Genomic DNA, 15,045 nt, shown 5'->3' with positions numbered 1-15,045 from the left:
CCTTGTCCCGTCCCCCCGCCGATGACGAGCCCAAGCAGTACGAGTAGGGACGCTAGCGTGCCCGTTCCGGCCCCGGAGGCAAACGAATGAACCTGACCAGGCGTTCTTTCGCTATCTGAGGAACTAGCCTGCCTGATTGCCCCTTTTTCGGACATCGACCGGCAACGTTGGGCGGTATGCGAGGTATCTGATGGTTTCCCGGATGTGGAACTTCTCCGCGTCCGACACCTGCGGGTCGACCAGACGGCGCAGCAGCGCCTCCACGTCGGGGTCCATCGGAGGGGCGGCCTGGCCGGTGCGGGGGCCGGCTGCGGCGCGGTCCCAGCCGAGCGCGGCGAAGGCCGCGGCGGGGTTCAACCCCAGGCCCTCGCAGAAGGCGACCACCCGTTCGGCCTCCGGGTCGCTGGCCCAGTCGCCCCGGACCCAGCGGTTGATGGTCTGCCGGGAGACGCCGGTGCGCCGGGACACCTCGGTGCCGCTCCAGGCTCGGGTAGCCCGCGCCTCGTCCAGGGCCCGCCTGACGAAGGTGGCGAAGGCGATCTTCCGCGCATTGGCCGTCTCGGTCACTCCGTGACGGTACGACCAGCCGGCTACGGGTGCGCGCCCCGGCTCGCCACTGTCACGCGGACGTGACGAAGGGTTCGGATTTCCGGTAAACGAGTCAGTGCCACTGTTGAGGGGTGTCACGCGGGCAGAATAGACGAACGTAGAGGCGAACGTAAGCGGACGAAAAGCTGATACTGTCACGCCCATGGGACAATCTACGGTGTGTCACGTGCATGAGACGATTGGTGCTCACATGCGTCACGCCCCCGGTGCCAGGGGGTCGTGGTGACCGAGCTCGCCACCCGCGCCCAGGCCTTCGGGCTGATCGCCGAGGGGGTCGCCGCAGGGCTGACCGCCCCCTGGCGCCTCTATCTGGCCCGAGGCTGCCGCTACCTGTCGCTGAGCGTCGGTGATCGTGCCGAGTGGAACGCCTGGCGTACCCATCTCGGCTGCCCGGAGCTGAGCGTCCGGGTCTACGACGCCGGCGGCGAGATCCGTCGGTCCTCGATGGCCGAAGTCGTGCTGGACGGCTGCCGGATCAGCGTCGAGCTGGTCGAGGAGGTCAGCACCGACGACCTGGACCGGCTGCTCGTCGCCGACCCCACCACGATCGAGCCGGAGGAGCGATGACCTGGCGTCCCGGCTGGGCCGGAGCTGCCCGATGAGCCCGTTTCTCGCGGTGTTCCTCGTCCTGGTGCTCGGTGCCACCAGTTACGCGGCCGGCCGTCTGCACGGGCAGCTCAGCTACCGCATCGGCTACCGCTTCGGTTACCGGCAGGGCTACTTCGACGGTGACCGGGGCGCCTGGAACCGGCGTCGTCGGGACGCCCAGGCGGCGATCGCCTCGGCCCTGTCGGTCTCGCCGGCGGGCGTGGTCCGCACCGCCGGTGCTGTCGAACGCCCCGGCACCACGTACACCGGCTCGTCGTTCAGCGCGCCGGCCGCCCCGATCACCGGGCGGCACCCGATCGGCACGCTCGTCCGACGTACCGGTTGAGGTCGGTCGGCGGGCCTGCCCCGCCGACCGGCGCCACGAGCGCGGTGCGTCGTCCGCGGCGGACACGCACCGTCGGGGTCACGTCAGACCGGTGACGGTGGCCCCACCGGCCGGGATGCGCGCAGGGGGCATGCATCCCGGCCGGGTCCGCCGCGTGCGCGACAGTGCCCTTCGACCGGTGCAAGCGTCGACGGAGCGCTGTTCACGATCGCGTCTTGGGAGATCCACGTTCGGCCCCTAGCCGGGAAGGTCCGGCGGGGCTAGCGTCTAGGCATGGCACGGGGTTCTCCCGAGCCAGCCGGTCCGCCCGGATCTGCGACCTCGCGCATGGGGTTCCGCATCCGACCCCGTGTCCCCGGGCACCGGAGGAGGCGGAACACGGGTGGCGGGTGCCCATCCGTCGGAGCAGGCCTGTGACGACTCGCCGTACCATCGCCGGTGCCGACCAGACCCCGGCCGCGACTGCCACGCCCCGCCGAGCCACCAGGAGCCGCCGTTCGGTGGCCGCCGCGCCGGCCGACCCCAAGGAGCCACGACCAGCCGGCCAGGCCTTTGTCCTGGACACGTCGGTACTGCTCTCCGATCCGGCGGCGTTCCACCGGTTCGCGGAGCACGAAGTGGTGCTGCCTCTCGTGGTCATCACCGAGTTGGAGGGAAAGCGGCACCATCCGGAGCTGGGCTGGTTCGCCCGGCAGTCGCTGCGGATGCTCGACGACCTGCGGGTTCGGCACGGCCGACTCGACCGCCCGGTGCCCGCCAACGATGTCGGCGGCACCCTGCGGGTGGAGCTCAACCACACCGACGACGGTGTTCTGCCGCCCGGGTTCCGCAACGAGAGCAATGACGCCCGGATCCTCTCCGTCGCGCTCAACCTCGCCGCCGAAGGGCGGGAGGTGACCCTGGTCAGCAAGGACATGCCGTTGCGGGTCAAGGCGGCCTCGGTTGGACTGCGCGCCGACGAGTACCGCCACGGCCAGGCCAGCGACCCGACCTGGACCGGTATGTCGGAGATGGAGTTGAGCGAGGAGCAGATCGGCCAGTTGTACGCCGGCGAGACGCTCGACCTCGACGAGGCGGCCGGGCTGCCCTGCCACACCGGTCTGGTGCTGCACTCGGGGCGTGGCTCCGCGCTCGGTCGGGTGCTGCCGGACAAGTCGGTACGTCTGGTCCGGGGCGACCGGGAGGCGTTCGGGCTGCACGGCCGCTCGGCCGAGCAGCGAGTCGCCCTCGACCTGCTGCTGGACGAGTCGATCGGGATCGTCTCACTGGGTGGCCGGGCCGGCACCGGCAAGTCGGCGCTGGCGCTCTGCGCCGGGCTGGAGGCGGTGATGGAGCGCCGCCGCCACAAAAAGGTGATCGTGTTCCGCCCGCTCTACGCCGTCGGTGGCCAGGAGTTGGGCTACCTGCCGGGCTCGGAGTCGGAGAAGATGTCGCCGTGGGCCCAGGCGGTCTTCGACACGCTCGGCGCGGTGGTGCACGAGAACGTGCTGGAGGAGGTCACCTCGCGGGGCATCCTCGAGGTGCTGCCGCTGACCCACATCCGCGGGCGCAGCCTGCATGACGCCTACGTGATCGTGGACGAGGCCCAGTCGCTGGAGCGCGGGGTGCTGCTGACCGTGCTGTCCCGGATCGGGCAGGGCTCCCGGGTGGTGCTCACACACGACGTGGCCCAGCGGGACAATCTGCGGGTCGGCCGGCACGACGGGGTGACGGCTGTCATCGAAGCGCTCAAGGGTCATCCGCTCTTCGCGCACGTCACCCTCAGCCGTTCGGAGCGATCTCCGATCGCGGCGATGGTCACGGACCTCTTGGAGGACATCCCGATCTGACGGGTGATATGCGGGCTTTTGTCCGCATTATTGGAGTGGCGCAGATCACAAAACGCCTGGTTGGTTTCCCATCAGCCTCACTGTGCGCAATCGTGTCCCACGAGCGTCCACGCACCACCGGAATCGTTGGTGATCGAACGTCGCGAGACGGACGACATCGGCGAAGGTCGGTGCGGCGGCGCGACCGGCAACCGGTCGGGGCGCTCGTGGCACGGCTGACGGCCCACCTGTGGTCTGCGCCGCGCCGCGTCCTTGCTCCCGACGAAGGGACCACTTCGTGAGTCGGCTGTGGAGCCGGTTGGGCGCCCGTACGGCTGCTGTCGCGCTGCTCTCCGTGGGCGTTGCCGGTGGCTTCTACCTGGGCGAAGACCGGGAAACCCAGCAACAGGGTCTGACCGAGCAGGTCAGTCTCGAGGTCGACCGGGCCGACCTCGCGTACCAGCGCGAGCGGCAGGCCGCCCACCAGGTGCAGTTCTCCAAGCAGCGGGCCGCCGAGTACCAGGCCAAGCTGCGGGCGAAGCAGGCCGCCAAGGAAGCCGCCGAGCGGGCCCGCAGGGCCGAGGCCGCCGCGGCGTCCCGTAAGCGTGAGCGCGCCGCAGCCAACGCAACCGCCAAGCCGTACGACGGGCCGATCCCGGCGTCCTGCGCGGAATACAGCGGCAACCGCAAGGTCGGCTGTGCCCTGATGATCGACAAGGGCTTCGGCATCGCGGAGTTCCCCTGTCTGGAGAAGCTCTGGACCAAGGAGAGCGGCTGGAACCACAAGGCTGCCAACTCTTCGTCCGGCGCGTACGGCATCCCGCAGTCCCTGCCGGGCAGCAAGATGGCCTCGGTCGCGTCCGACTGGCGCACCAACCCGGCCACCCAGATCATCTGGGGGTTGGGTTACATCAAGGGCCGGTACAAGACGCCCTGCGGCGCCTGGACCTACTTCCAGAACAACGGGCACTACTGACGCTGTCGACGCGGGGCGGGTGGGCGACCACCCGCCCCGCTGTCGCGCGTACCCCGGACGGGACGTGAGTGGCGGTCGGCCGCTTTTGCTGATAGCAGTTGTGGAGTGACACTGCACCCGTCAAGCGGCGACCCGTTCCGGTTCGGCACCGAGGCGTTCTACGCCTCGCTCGGCCGGGCGTTCGTCGCCATGTGCGCGGTGGTGCCGTTCCTCTTTCTCATCGAGGCCGTCGACCAGGGGCTCGCGTTCGGCCTGGACGCCACCGCCGGCATCATCCCGCAGCGCATCGAGGGGCTGGACGGGGTCTTCTTCTCCCCGTTCCTGCACCACGGCTTCGACCACCTCTACAGCAACAGCATCCCGCTGATCCTGCTGGGCACCTTCGTCCTCGCCGCCGGCGCCCGCCGGTTCCTCTGGTCGACACTGGTCATCATCCTGGTCAGCGGCCTCGGCGTGTGGTTCACCGGCTCACCCAACTCGGTGGTGGTCGGCGCCAGCGGTGTCATCTTCGGCTACCTGGGCATCCTGCTCACCCGAGGCATCGTCGAGCGCAGCTGGTGGAACTTCGCGGTCTTCCTCCTGGTCGGTCTGCTCTACGGCTGGCAGCTGGTCGGCATCCTCCCCACCGACGAGCGGATCTCCTGGCAGGGGCACCTGTTCGGCCTGCTCGGCGGGGTGGTGGCGGCGATCCTGTTCCGTCGGCGGCGACCCGCGTTGGGCGGCCCGGACTACTCGGGCTCCACGCTCAGCCTGCCCTGAGGCGATTCTCCGGCGCGCCTCTGGGACATGCTTGCCCGACCGTCGTCGCCCGCTTACGGTCGAGATCAGCAAGCGTTGATCCGTGAGCGGAAAGCGACGGTACGCCATGCGCGAGGTCGATGTCGCCGTGATCGGGGCCGGTCCGGCCGGCCTCTTCGCCGCGTACTACGCCGGGTTCCGGGGGCTGTCCGTGGCGGTGATCGACGCGTTGCCCGAGCCGGGCGGCCAGGTCACCGCCATGTACCCGGAGAAGCTGATCCTCGACGTCGCCGGCTTCCCCGCGGTCAAGGGCCGCGACCTGGTGGCCAACCTGGTGGCCCAGGCGGCACCGTTCAATCCGCAGTACCTGCTCGGCACCCGGGCAGAGAAGCTCGCGTACGCCGACGGCCGCCCGGTGCTCGGCCTGGCCGGTGGAGAGCAGCTCGCGTGCGGCGCGGTCGTGGTCACCGGCGGGCTCGGCAGCTTCAGCCCTCGGCCGTTGCCGTGCGCCGACGGCGCCCCCGGCTCGGGGATCCTCTACTTCGTCACCGAGCCGACCGAGCTGACCGATCGGGACGTGCTGATCGTCGGTGGCGGCGACTCCGCGTTCGACTGGGCGCTGGCGCTGCAACCGTTGGCCCGGTCGGTGACCCTGGTGCACCGCCGGGAGAAGTTCCGGGCCCACGCCTCGACTGTCGCCCGGGTGCTCTCCCTGCCGGTGCGGGTGGTGGTCAACGCCGAGGTCACCAGGCTGCTGGGGGACGGCGCGGTGACCGGTGCCGAGGTGACGGTGCGCGGCGGCGCGACCGAGACGCTGCCGGTGGACGTCGTGGTGGCCGCCCTCGGCTTCACCGCCGACCTGGGCCCGCTCGCCGAGTGGGGGCTACGGCTGGACCGCCGGCACATCCTGGTCGACAGCGCGATGGCCACCAACCTGCCCCGGGTCTTCGCGGCGGGCGACATCACCGAATATCCGGGCAAGGTCCGGCTGATCGCCACCGGCTTCGGTGAGGCGGCGACGGCTGTCAACAACGCGGCAGTGGCCATTGACCCGAGCGCACACCTCTTCCCCGGGCACTCCTCCGACGCCGGCTGACATTCGCCGTCGAGGGCCAAGCAGCCGGCGTCCGCGCGGAGGCCGGGGCCGGCACGTCCGGGCGCTGCACCAACCGCCGGGCTCGCCGATGATGCCGGCGATCCCTGGGTCGGTCAGGCTGGGTCGCGTAGGGCAAGATCCGGGGGGACTCTGGCTGCGCGCCACAGGGGATATACCGCTCCGGCCAGCATGGCGATTGCGGGGGCCAGAAGGAGAGCCGCGACTCGTGTGATGGCGGGAAACGCCATCGTCTCCGCCATCGGTACGTCGAGGAAGGTCTCTCCAGCGAGTCGGTACTGCGCAAGCAGGAACCCGATACCACCGACGAGAAGTCCGATACTGGTGGCCAGGACGCCGAATGAGGCGAGCTCCATCGCGAAGAGACGGGCTACCCGCATGTCGCTGAAGCCCAGCGCCTTGAGGAGCCCAATCTGCCGCAGTCGTGCGCGCACGAGGCCAGCACCGATGGAAAGGCCGGCCAGCAGGCACATCAGCAGCAGTGCGCCGGTGATCAACTGCCCCAGCACTCGGAGGAAGTTCATCGCTGGGGGGAGGGCGTCAAGCTGCGATTGAATGCTCGACGCGTTGTAGCCCTGATCGCTGAGCTTCTGCTGGGTGTCCGGGACCATCTCGGAGTCGCTGACCTCCACGATCACCTTCGGATACCCGAGGTTGCGGCCGAACGACTCCGGCGTCACACCCTCACGCGCCGCTGCCATCGCTAGGACGGTCTCCTGACTCAGGTAGATAGCCGTGGGGCCGTCGCGTCCGCCGATCGCTTCGTTGTACACGCCGACGATCTGCAGGTCGAGGTAAGCCGCTTCACCTGCCTCAGCCGCTACACGACGGGTGTACTCCACCGTGACGCGTTTACCAATGAGGCCTTCGAGGTCCGCTCCTGCAAGATGAGCGGGCAGCACGGCTTCGTCTCCGGTCAGTGTCATCAGGTCAGGCCGGGACGACGCGACGATTGGAGGCTGACCGGCGGGCATCCGCGGAGTGGCCCAGAGCGCGCCGGGAACCTCAAAATCGGCACTGGTGACGAGGCAGCCTGCCTGAATCCACGGCCGAACCGACGTCACACCGGGCATCTGGGATATGTCCGCTATTCGGTTGGCGGTCAGCGGTAGAGGTTTACTGACACCGAAGTTGCTTACCTCGATCGTGCGCATAATCGAGCTCTCGCGGACCTGATGTTCCACTGCCGCACCGGCCTGCCCCACCAGGGCATCGCAGAGTAGCGCGAAGGCAACTCCGGCGGCCACCAACAGGCCGAAAGACTTGCTCCGACGCACGGTCAGGCGAGTGTTCTGGCCTGCCAGTCGCCAGTCCGGGATAATCTTCATGATTCGATCCCGTCCAGATGTGTGGGGCGAGCTTCCGACAACACGCCGTCGCTCAGCGCGACGGTACGTTGGCTGATGCCGGACACGACGTCGTCATGAGAGGCGATTACCACCGCCAGGCCGTCGTTCGCGGCGCTGGTGAACTGCGCCAACACCTCGTGGATCGCCTCGGAATCGAGGCCGGCAGTTGGTTCGTCTGCGAGCACGATCGCAGGTCTGTTGATAAGCGCCCTCGCGACGGCTATGCGTTTCTGTTCCCCGCCGGACAGGCGATTAGCCGTAAAATGTGCTCTGTCCGCGAGCCCCAACTGCGCCACCATGCTGATAGCTTTGGACCGGGCTACGCGTGCGGAGTCCAAGGAGGGGAGCATGATGTTATCGATGGAGGTGAGATGCCCGAACAGATTGTGCTCCTGAAAGACGAATCCGAGCTTCGTTGCCCGTAGCGCGGCGGCTTGTCGGCTGCTGATTCCTGAGGCGTCCTGACCGGCAACTCTCACGCGGCCGGCGTCCGGAACGGCAAGCAGTCCAGCAATGTTGAGCAGAGTGCTCTTGCCTGCTCCGGACGGCCCTCGCAGCCAAACGATTTCTCCCGGTGTCACCGAGAGGTGCACATCCGTCAGGACCGGCACCAGTTCATCGCCGCGAGCATAGCCTTTCGCAATATTCGTCAACTCTAGGGCGTAGACCAATTTCCCTCGTCTCGCAATCGTCAAAGTTTGCTGAGGCCTGCGTCCAGCAATTGCACCGTGGCTTCGAGAGTGCATCTCGACTCGGATAGCAGCGGTCGATAGAGCAGGGGGAACCCATCGCAGCCGCGCACGGCTCTTGCCCATTGTTCAAGAGGCGGCGGCAGCGCGTCGCGGTTCACCGACGTCCCAGAGGCGACGAGGGCGACGATGACCTCTTTGGCCATCAGCCGATCCGGGCTGGCCAGCGCCTGGCCGGCCTCGGCCATCTGCGCCTTGAAGTGTTCGCGGACAGCGTCAGGGTTGCTCAGGTGAGGCGCAAGGGAAAGCATGGTCCACGACAGGTAGCGGTCTTCCGCATCCCTGACCGGAAACAGGCTGGCCGTGACCCGGGGTGCCTGCCGGCCGATTTGCTGGAGCAAGGTCATGACGCGGGCGGCGACGACGACGCTGCTCCGATCTGCCCTGCCGCCGAGCTTCTGGGTGGCAAGGGAAGCGGCCTCATCCTCCAGCGCCCGATCCGCCTGGCCCGAGTATCGCAGGATTACTGCGCACATCAGCAGGTCAAGGCCGTTTCCGCGGCTCCGGAGCTCGGGAATTTGCGCCCGTACCGCACGGATCGTGTCCTGGCTGAACAGTTCGTCTGCCGCGTCGACGCTCTCGGCGAGGACCGCAGCGAAGTAGGTGTTCTCCAAGGTCCCCAGTCGCACGGCGTGGCCTCGCAGCAGCCCGGTCGCGGGGTCGATCCTGGCACGGAGGCTCGCTGCCAAGGGCTGGAGCCGCGCCGGCTCACCGCCGGCGAGCAGCCAACTCTGCGACAGGTAGTACGCCTCGAATTCCGCACCCGCCACTGTCATCTGCAGGTGTGGTTCAAGCCAAGTTCGGATCCGCGCCAACTGACTGGCATCCGGCTTCTGCCCGAGCTGGCTCCGGGCGCACAGCACTCCGTGCAGGTCGACGATCGACCTGGTAGACATCGGCTGCCCGAGGTCGGGCGCGGCGACGGGGCGGATGGTCGTGGCGATCGTCCTGTCGCCGAGCACCGCCGCGCTCTCCAGTGCCCGACACTTGGCGTACGACTCGTCAGTGGCTGCTGCCGCGGCCTTCAGTCGCGCAACCAAGCTGGCCGCCGTCGACGGTGGCAGAGGTAGCGACTTCACCGCTACGACATCGGTGATGGCAGCGATGGCAGCGATCTGTGCTGTTCCGTCCTTCGGGAGCACCGGGTCGTCCAGGATGCCGGTGGCCCAGTCCCCAGGGATGACCTGCCCAGTGCTCTTCTCGACCAGAGCGCCGTACCAGCGCCCCCAGATCGGCTCCTCATCGATCTGTTCCTTGAGTGACCGTTGTACTTCAGCCGAGCCACCAACGGCCGGATGGGGGTGGGCTGCCTCGATGGCTGCTATGGCCGCCAAGCCGTACCCGCTGGCCGGCCACGACGAAGGGCCGTCAGAGGACAGGCCGGGCCGCATGATCAGCCCGTTCTCAGCTACCAACGTGCGCAGGGTGTCGATCAACGCGCGTTGCTCGCGCGACCGCACGGGCCCCTCATCGCCTCTCATGACGAAAAGGCCGATTCCACCGGCGACAATTGCCGCCACAATTAACCAGGTCAATGCGTTTCGCGAACGGAGCCGCAGCCAGCGGCTGCGGCTCCGTCGACTAGCGATTGTGGTGCTCACAATCAGGTGACCGCGGTGACCGTCTTGGTCTGGCCGTAGTAAAAGGCCTGCGCGGTCTCTGAACCTTCGACGCCGATGGTCCGCCAGTTGGTGCACAGGTTGCCCGACTGGTACGAACCGCGGGACCCGTTGTTGTTCGTCCAGCTGGCAGAGACCGGATCACCGCTCTTTCCGAACGCGGTGACCGACGGGGAAACACCCCACGGGTCGAACTTTGTGGTGTTCTTGACCCAGTCATTGCCCGAAACCGGGTTCGAGCCGCCGGAGATGACGGCTGAGCTGGTCCAGTCGGCGCAACCACCGCTGGCCCAGGTAGCGATCCAGACGTTGCCGGTCAGCTTGGCACCGTTGGCGAACGTCGTTGAGGCGCTGCCGCTGGCCATGGGCGTCATGTCGCCAGCCTGAGCTGGTGCTGCACCGCCGACGACGGCGAGCGCGACGGCGGAGGCCGCTACGCCGTACCTAGACAGCCTGGATACAATCCCTCTGTCCCTCACATGTTCCTCCCAAGGTGTGGTGTGGGGGACACGTGGTTACGGCGTTCCCGCGCCGTAACCACACCCCCGTGTGAGAGATAAGCTTGTCACGCGACAAGGAGTAACTCAACCGCAACATGATGTTGACTTGGGGCTAACTTCGGTCTATTGCGTCAGGCGACGAGACCGCCGCTTGGAGTCCCTTGCGCGTCGATGTCTCTAAAGGTCGGTGGTGCTTGTGCTGGCCGTCGGTGCCACGAGGGCCCTTGGAGGGATGGGGGACCTCTAGAAGACTGCCGACAGCAAGGCGCCTGAATAGATGACCGTCACGATGGCGATAGTTGCCCAGCCGGTGGTCAGCGCAATTGTGGCAAGGGATTCGCCACGATCCCCGGTTCGCGTGATCTCGGCGCGCGCTCGGCGAGCAGTCAGGACGGCCGCCGCGCCGAGTAGCCAGGCCAGCGGTAGAAACACGACGGAGAGGGCGGCGAAGACCGCCGCCGACAGCGCGGTTGGGTTGGTCCGTCCTTGTGTGGTGAGGCCTGGGGCGTTGGGGGCAGGCGAATGTGGTTGCTGAGTCACGGATAACCCCTTCAGATAGCCGATTTCCAGGCTGCCTGGTGCTCGACCCCGAAAGGTAGGGCGGACCTCTCGGCTGGAGGTGGCCGCGCCTCTCGCGTTGAGCACCCTCTGTCTGCAGCTTAGATTGACCGTACTAAGTCCACTCAAATGGTCAGCTCTTGCCAAGCTGTCACTGACTGGTCGGCTCCCGGTCGTCACACTCGGGCATCACCTCGACGGACGGGGGGTGCCAGCGCGGCGATCAGCACCGCCACCATTGTCAGCGCGGCCCCGAGCAGGGTGTTCACACCCGGGTGCGAGGCCGCCGTGGGGAGGATCAGGTCCAGCAGGACCGCGCCCACGATCTGCCCGGCGATGGTGGCCAGGCCGAGCAGCAGCACACCCGTGAAGCGCACGATCGCGGCGGCGATCGCGATGAACACGATGCCGATCGGGCCGCCCAGGTAGAGCCACGGCTCAGACGGCAGCTCACCGCCGGGCCAGCCGCGTACGGCGATGTCGATCGCGAACGCGACGAGCAGGGTGGCGGTGCCGACGGCGAAGTTCACGAGCGTGGCGGTCAGCGCACTGTCGGCCGCCGCCCGGACCCGACCGTTGACGGCCTGCTGCCAGGCGATACCCACCCCGGCGAGCAGTGGTAGCAGGGCCAGCGCCAGCGCGCCCAGGTCGCCAAGACGGTCGCCGACCGCCAGGCCGACCGCCAGCACGGTGAGCACCGCTCCGGCCAGCCGCTGCCGGGTGACCGGCTGCCGGCCGGTCGGCCCGATTCCGGCCCGGTCCACGGCGAGGCTGCTGCCGGTCTGGCCGGCGACCACCGCCACGGTGAAGACCGCCACGCCCAACGTGCCGATCGTGAGGCCCTGGGTGGCCACCAGGAAGGCCCCGCACATCCCGCCGAGGCACTGCCACGGCCGTAGCGAGCCCGTCCGCAGGGCCTGCCGCGTCGCGACCAGCCCGCGCCGACCACCGGGGGTCGCGGGCACCAGCACCAGCAGCACCAGCAGGCCGATGCCGAACGAGACCACGGCGGCGGCGAAACCGTCGTCGAGGCGTACCCCCAGCTCGCCGTTGATCCGCGACTGCACCGCCACCGCGACCCCGGAGGCCGACGCCAGCGCGACGCCGGTGATCCGGCGGGCGGCCGACAGGGTCTGCGGGGTCGCCGTGTCGGTGATTGTCACTCCTGCTCGGCCAGCGGACGACCATCGAAGTCGACGGCGGAGTAGAGCGCCAGCTTCTCCAGCCGGTGGTACGAGTCGATCACCCGGATGGTGCCGCTCTTCGAGCGCATCACGATCGACTGGGTGTACGCGCCGCCCGCCCGGTAACGCACCCCGCGCAGCAGGTCGCCCGAGGTGACCCCGGTCGCCACGAAGAAGCAGTTGTCGCCGGTGACCAGATCATCGGTGCCCAGCACCCGGTCCAGGTCGTGCCCGGCGGCGATCGCCTTCTCCCGCTCCTGCTCGTCGCGCGGCCACAGCTTGGCCTGCATCGCACCGCCCATGCACTTCAGCGCGCACGCGGAGATGATGCCCTCCGGGGTGCCGCCGATGCCCATCAGGACGTCGACGTCCGACTCGCCCCGGGCCGCCGCGATCGAGCCCGCGATGTCGCCGTCGGAGATGAACCGGATCCCCGCCCCGGTCCGGCGGATCTGCGTGACCAGGTCGTCGTGACGGCTCCGGTCCAGCACGCAGACGGTCACCTCGGAGACGTCAGTGCCCTTGACCTTGGCGATCCGGCGCAGGTTCTCCGCGACACCGGCGTTGATGTCGATCACGTCGGCGTACGCGGGCCCGACGGCGAGCTTCTCCATGTAGAACACGGCGCTGGGGTCGAACATCGCACCGCGCTCGGAGACGGCGAGCACCGCCACCGCGTTCGGCATGCCCTTGCTCATCAGGGTGGTGCCGTCCACCGGGTCGACGGCGACGTCCACCTCCGGGCCGGTGCCGTCGCCGACGTGTTCGCCGTTGAAGAGCATCGGGGCGTTGTCCTTCTCGCCCTCGCCGATCACCACCACACCGCGCATCTGGATCGAGTTGATCAGCTTGCGCATCGCGTCGACCGCGGCCCCGTCGCCGCCCTCCTTGTCGCCCCGACCGACCCAACGGCCGGCGGCCATCGCCGCGGCCTCGGTGACCCGGACCAGGTCGAGGGCAAGGTTTCGGTCGAGATCCTGTGGGATCCGCGTCCTGGTGTTCGTCATGACGGCTACTCCTCCTCGCGACGGTGCGGGGACGACCGGCGACGGGGAGGCCCCCACTGCCGGCTTTGTCGCTGATCCTCACACGATGGCCGACCGGGCGGCGGCGCGGGGCGGTGATGGCCTGGATACCGCCGGTCGGGCGGCTGCGAAGATAACGGGGTGGAACCCGCACAGCCTGCCGACCGCGTACCCGCCGACAGCACGCCGCCCGACGGTCAGCCGCCGGCCGACGCCCCCGCCGGCCGCAGTGGTGAGCCCGCCGCGACCGACCCGACCCCACCGCCACCAGCGGTGTCCGGCAAGTCCGAGCGGTCGCCGAAGGACATGGCGATCTCGCTGCTGGTGCTGCTCGTCCCGATCGCGCTGCTCCTGGCGTTCTACCGGGGATTCCTCGGCGGCGACCAGGCCACCACAGTCGATCCTGCGCCCGCCATCGAGCAGGCACGTTCGGCGAACGTCTTCCCGGTGAGCCAGCCGCAGGGGCTCGGCGCCGACTGGAAGACGGTCAGCGCCCGCTACCAGACCGTCGAGGGCGGTGCGAACCTGCGACTCGGCTACCTCACGCCGGAGGGGCGGGGCGTCCAACTGCTGCAGAGCAGCGTCCCGGCGGACCGTCTGCTCCCCGCCGAGCTGACCAGTCAGGGCCAACCGCAGGGCCCCACCGAGCTGGCCGGGCGCTCCTGGCAGCTCTACACGGCCCGGGGGAACCAGCAGGCGCTGGTCCTGCTGGAGCCGACCCGCACGGTGATCGTCGTCGGCGACGCCCGGGACAACGAACTCCGCGAACTGGCCGGCTCGCTGCGCTGACCGGACCCGGTCGAATGGCCCCGTCGGCGCTGAATCTGGGCAACTGGCCCGAAGGGTGATTGTCCGACGCGTCGACAGGGAAGAAGGAGGGGGTGATCCGGGCGCGTTGCTCGGCCCGGGTCGCGCGACGCAGCCGACGGTGCTGCTGCGTCGCCGGAGTTTCCGGCGCCGTCCAGGTCGTCGGGTGACCCCCTTGGGAGACACGTATGACTGTTCGACGACTCGGCGCCGGCCTGGTAGCCGCCGCCCTGATTACGCCCGCACTGGCCGCCTGCGCCAGCGGAACCGGCACCGCCGGATCGACGCCGTCTCCGACGGTGAGCGCGTCCGGGACGGCGAGCCCATCCGGTGCTCCGGTCGCGGGCGACGCCAAGCAGGCCCTGCTCGACTCCACCAAGGAGATCAGCAACGGGAACTTCCGGTTCACCCTGGCCGGTGCCGGCTCGACCGCGGAGGGGCTCGTGCACCAGCCGAGCCAGAGCGCGGCGATGAAGATCGCGATCGGTGGCCCCTCGTCCGACCTGGCGATGAAGCTCGATGTGATCCACTTCAAGCCGGACAGCTGGGTCAAGCTGGAGCTGAGCGGCCCCACCGCCAACAGCCTGCCCGCCATCAAGCAGCTCAATCTCGGCAAGTACCAGCACCTCGACCAGACCCGGATCAAGGGCAACCGCAGCCTCGGCTTCGACTTCGAGAAGGTCGACCCGGCCGGCAGCGCGGTGCTCACCCAGGGCATCACCGAGGTCCGCAGCACCGGCACCGGCGCGTACGCCGGCACCATCGACGTCACCAAGGCCGCCGAGGCGGGCTCGTTGAACGCCGCCACGATCGCCGCGCTGGGCACCCAGGCGAAGACCGTCCCGTTCACCGCGAAGGTCGACCCGCAGGGCCGGCTCAGCGAGCTGGTGCTGCAGTTGCCGGCCGCCGGGCAGACCACCGCCCAGGAGATCAAGATGACGTACTCCGACTACGGTGCCGCCACCGCCGCGCAGAAGCCGCCGGCGGACCAGGTCGTCGAGGCGCCGGCCGAGCTGTACAGCCTGTTCAACTGACGTGCCGAGGTGGGGCGGCTCCGGCCGCCCCACCGGCGGTC

The 15,045-nt window shown here is 68.9% G+C and carries 16 protein-coding genes; 8 read left to right on the top strand and 8 right to left on the bottom strand.

From position 1 onward, the window contains the following. Window positions 1–123: 123 nt before the first annotated feature. A complete protein-coding gene (locus tag ACFYPG_RS07365) occupies window positions 124–567 on the bottom strand; it encodes an XRE family transcriptional regulator (protein ID WP_091394342.1) in 444 nt (147 codons plus the stop codon). A gap of 264 nt (window positions 568–831) precedes the next feature. Between ACFYPG_RS07365 and ACFYPG_RS07360 the strand changes: the two genes are divergently transcribed. From ACFYPG_RS07360 to ACFYPG_RS07335, 6 genes are all read left to right on the top strand, one after another. Continuing rightward, on the top strand, window positions 832–1,176 hold the full coding sequence (locus ACFYPG_RS07360) for a hypothetical protein (protein WP_110562608.1): 345 nt from the start codon (window positions 832–834) through the stop codon (window positions 1,174–1,176). Between the two features lie 31 nt (window positions 1,177–1,207). After that, window positions 1,208–1,543, top strand: a complete 336-nt coding sequence (locus ACFYPG_RS07355; protein ID WP_355009443.1) for a hypothetical protein — start codon at window positions 1,208–1,210, stop codon at window positions 1,541–1,543. 413 nt (window positions 1,544–1,956) lie between these two features. After that, entirely contained in the window at window positions 1,957–3,372 is a 1,416-nt protein-coding gene (locus ACFYPG_RS07350) for a PhoH family protein (RefSeq protein ID WP_387350946.1), read from the top strand. A gap of 277 nt (window positions 3,373–3,649) precedes the next feature. Continuing rightward, complete coding sequence (locus ACFYPG_RS07345; RefSeq protein WP_387350944.1) at window positions 3,650–4,327, top strand: lytic transglycosylase domain-containing protein; 678 nt, start codon at window positions 3,650–3,652, stop codon at window positions 4,325–4,327. Between the two features lie 105 nt (window positions 4,328–4,432). Next, window positions 4,433–5,086 carry a rhomboid family intramembrane serine protease gene (locus ACFYPG_RS07340; protein ID WP_355009440.1) on the top strand — a complete coding sequence of 218 codons (654 nt, stop codon included), beginning with the start codon at window positions 4,433–4,435 and terminating at the stop codon, window positions 5,084–5,086. Between the two features lie 106 nt (window positions 5,087–5,192). Beyond that, a complete protein-coding gene (locus tag ACFYPG_RS07335) occupies window positions 5,193–6,161 on the top strand; it encodes an NAD(P)/FAD-dependent oxidoreductase (RefSeq protein ID WP_355009509.1) in 969 nt (322 codons plus the stop codon). Window positions 6,162–6,274: 113 nt separating this feature from the next. Here ACFYPG_RS07335 and ACFYPG_RS07330 read toward each other — a convergent pair whose 3' ends face one another. The 7 genes from ACFYPG_RS07330 to glpX form a co-directional block, all read right to left on the bottom strand. Further along, on the bottom strand, window positions 6,275–7,507 hold the full coding sequence (locus tag ACFYPG_RS07330) for an ABC transporter permease (RefSeq protein WP_387350942.1): 1,233 nt from the start codon (window positions 7,505–7,507) through the stop codon (window positions 6,275–6,277). Continuing rightward, window positions 7,504–8,199 carry an ABC transporter ATP-binding protein gene (locus tag ACFYPG_RS07325; RefSeq protein ID WP_355009438.1) on the bottom strand — a complete coding sequence of 232 codons (696 nt, stop codon included), beginning with the start codon at window positions 8,197–8,199 and terminating at the stop codon, window positions 7,504–7,506. The genes ACFYPG_RS07330 and ACFYPG_RS07325 overlap by 4 nt, the downstream gene beginning before the upstream one ends. Window positions 8,200–8,219: 20 nt before the next feature. Continuing rightward, on the bottom strand, window positions 8,220–9,737 hold the full coding sequence (locus ACFYPG_RS07320; RefSeq protein ID WP_355009437.1) for a hypothetical protein: 1,518 nt from the start codon (window positions 9,735–9,737) through the stop codon (window positions 8,220–8,222). Window positions 9,738–9,880: 143 nt separating this feature from the next. Then, window positions 9,881–10,270 (bottom strand): hypothetical protein, encoded by a 390-nt coding sequence (locus ACFYPG_RS07315; protein WP_355009436.1) that lies wholly within the window; start codon window positions 10,268–10,270, stop codon window positions 9,881–9,883. Window positions 10,271–10,639: 369 nt separating this feature from the next. Further along, window positions 10,640–10,936, bottom strand: a complete 297-nt coding sequence (locus ACFYPG_RS07310) for a DUF4190 domain-containing protein (RefSeq protein ID WP_387350940.1) — start codon at window positions 10,934–10,936, stop codon at window positions 10,640–10,642. A 194-nt stretch (window positions 10,937–11,130) separates the two neighbouring features. Next, window positions 11,131–12,111, bottom strand: a complete 981-nt coding sequence (locus ACFYPG_RS07305) for a DMT family transporter (RefSeq protein WP_387351810.1) — start codon at window positions 12,109–12,111, stop codon at window positions 11,131–11,133. Between the two features lie 2 nt (window positions 12,112–12,113). Further along, the gene (gene glpX / locus ACFYPG_RS07300; RefSeq protein WP_238661612.1) at window positions 12,114–13,145 is read right to left on the bottom strand and encodes a class II fructose-bisphosphatase; all 1,032 of its coding nucleotides are present in this window, start codon (window positions 13,143–13,145) and stop codon (window positions 12,114–12,116) included. A 159-nt stretch (window positions 13,146–13,304) separates the two neighbouring features. Between glpX and ACFYPG_RS07295 the strand changes: the two genes are divergently transcribed. Continuing rightward, on the top strand, window positions 13,305–13,952 hold the full coding sequence (locus ACFYPG_RS07295; RefSeq protein WP_355009434.1) for a DUF4245 domain-containing protein: 648 nt from the start codon (window positions 13,305–13,307) through the stop codon (window positions 13,950–13,952). A gap of 206 nt (window positions 13,953–14,158) precedes the next feature. Beyond that, window positions 14,159–15,004: a hypothetical protein gene (locus tag ACFYPG_RS07290; protein WP_357202747.1), complete on the top strand. Its 846-nt coding sequence runs from the start codon at window positions 14,159–14,161 to the stop codon at window positions 15,002–15,004. The last annotated feature ends 41 nt before the right edge of the window (window positions 15,005–15,045 follow it).

The sequence above is a fragment of the Micromonospora sp. NPDC005553 genome (assembly GCF_042871765.1).
Lineage (GTDB): Bacteria > Actinomycetota > Actinomycetes > Mycobacteriales > Micromonosporaceae > Micromonospora.
The sequence above is the reverse complement of the archived record's forward strand: the minus strand, read 5'-3'. Positions and strand labels throughout refer to the sequence as shown.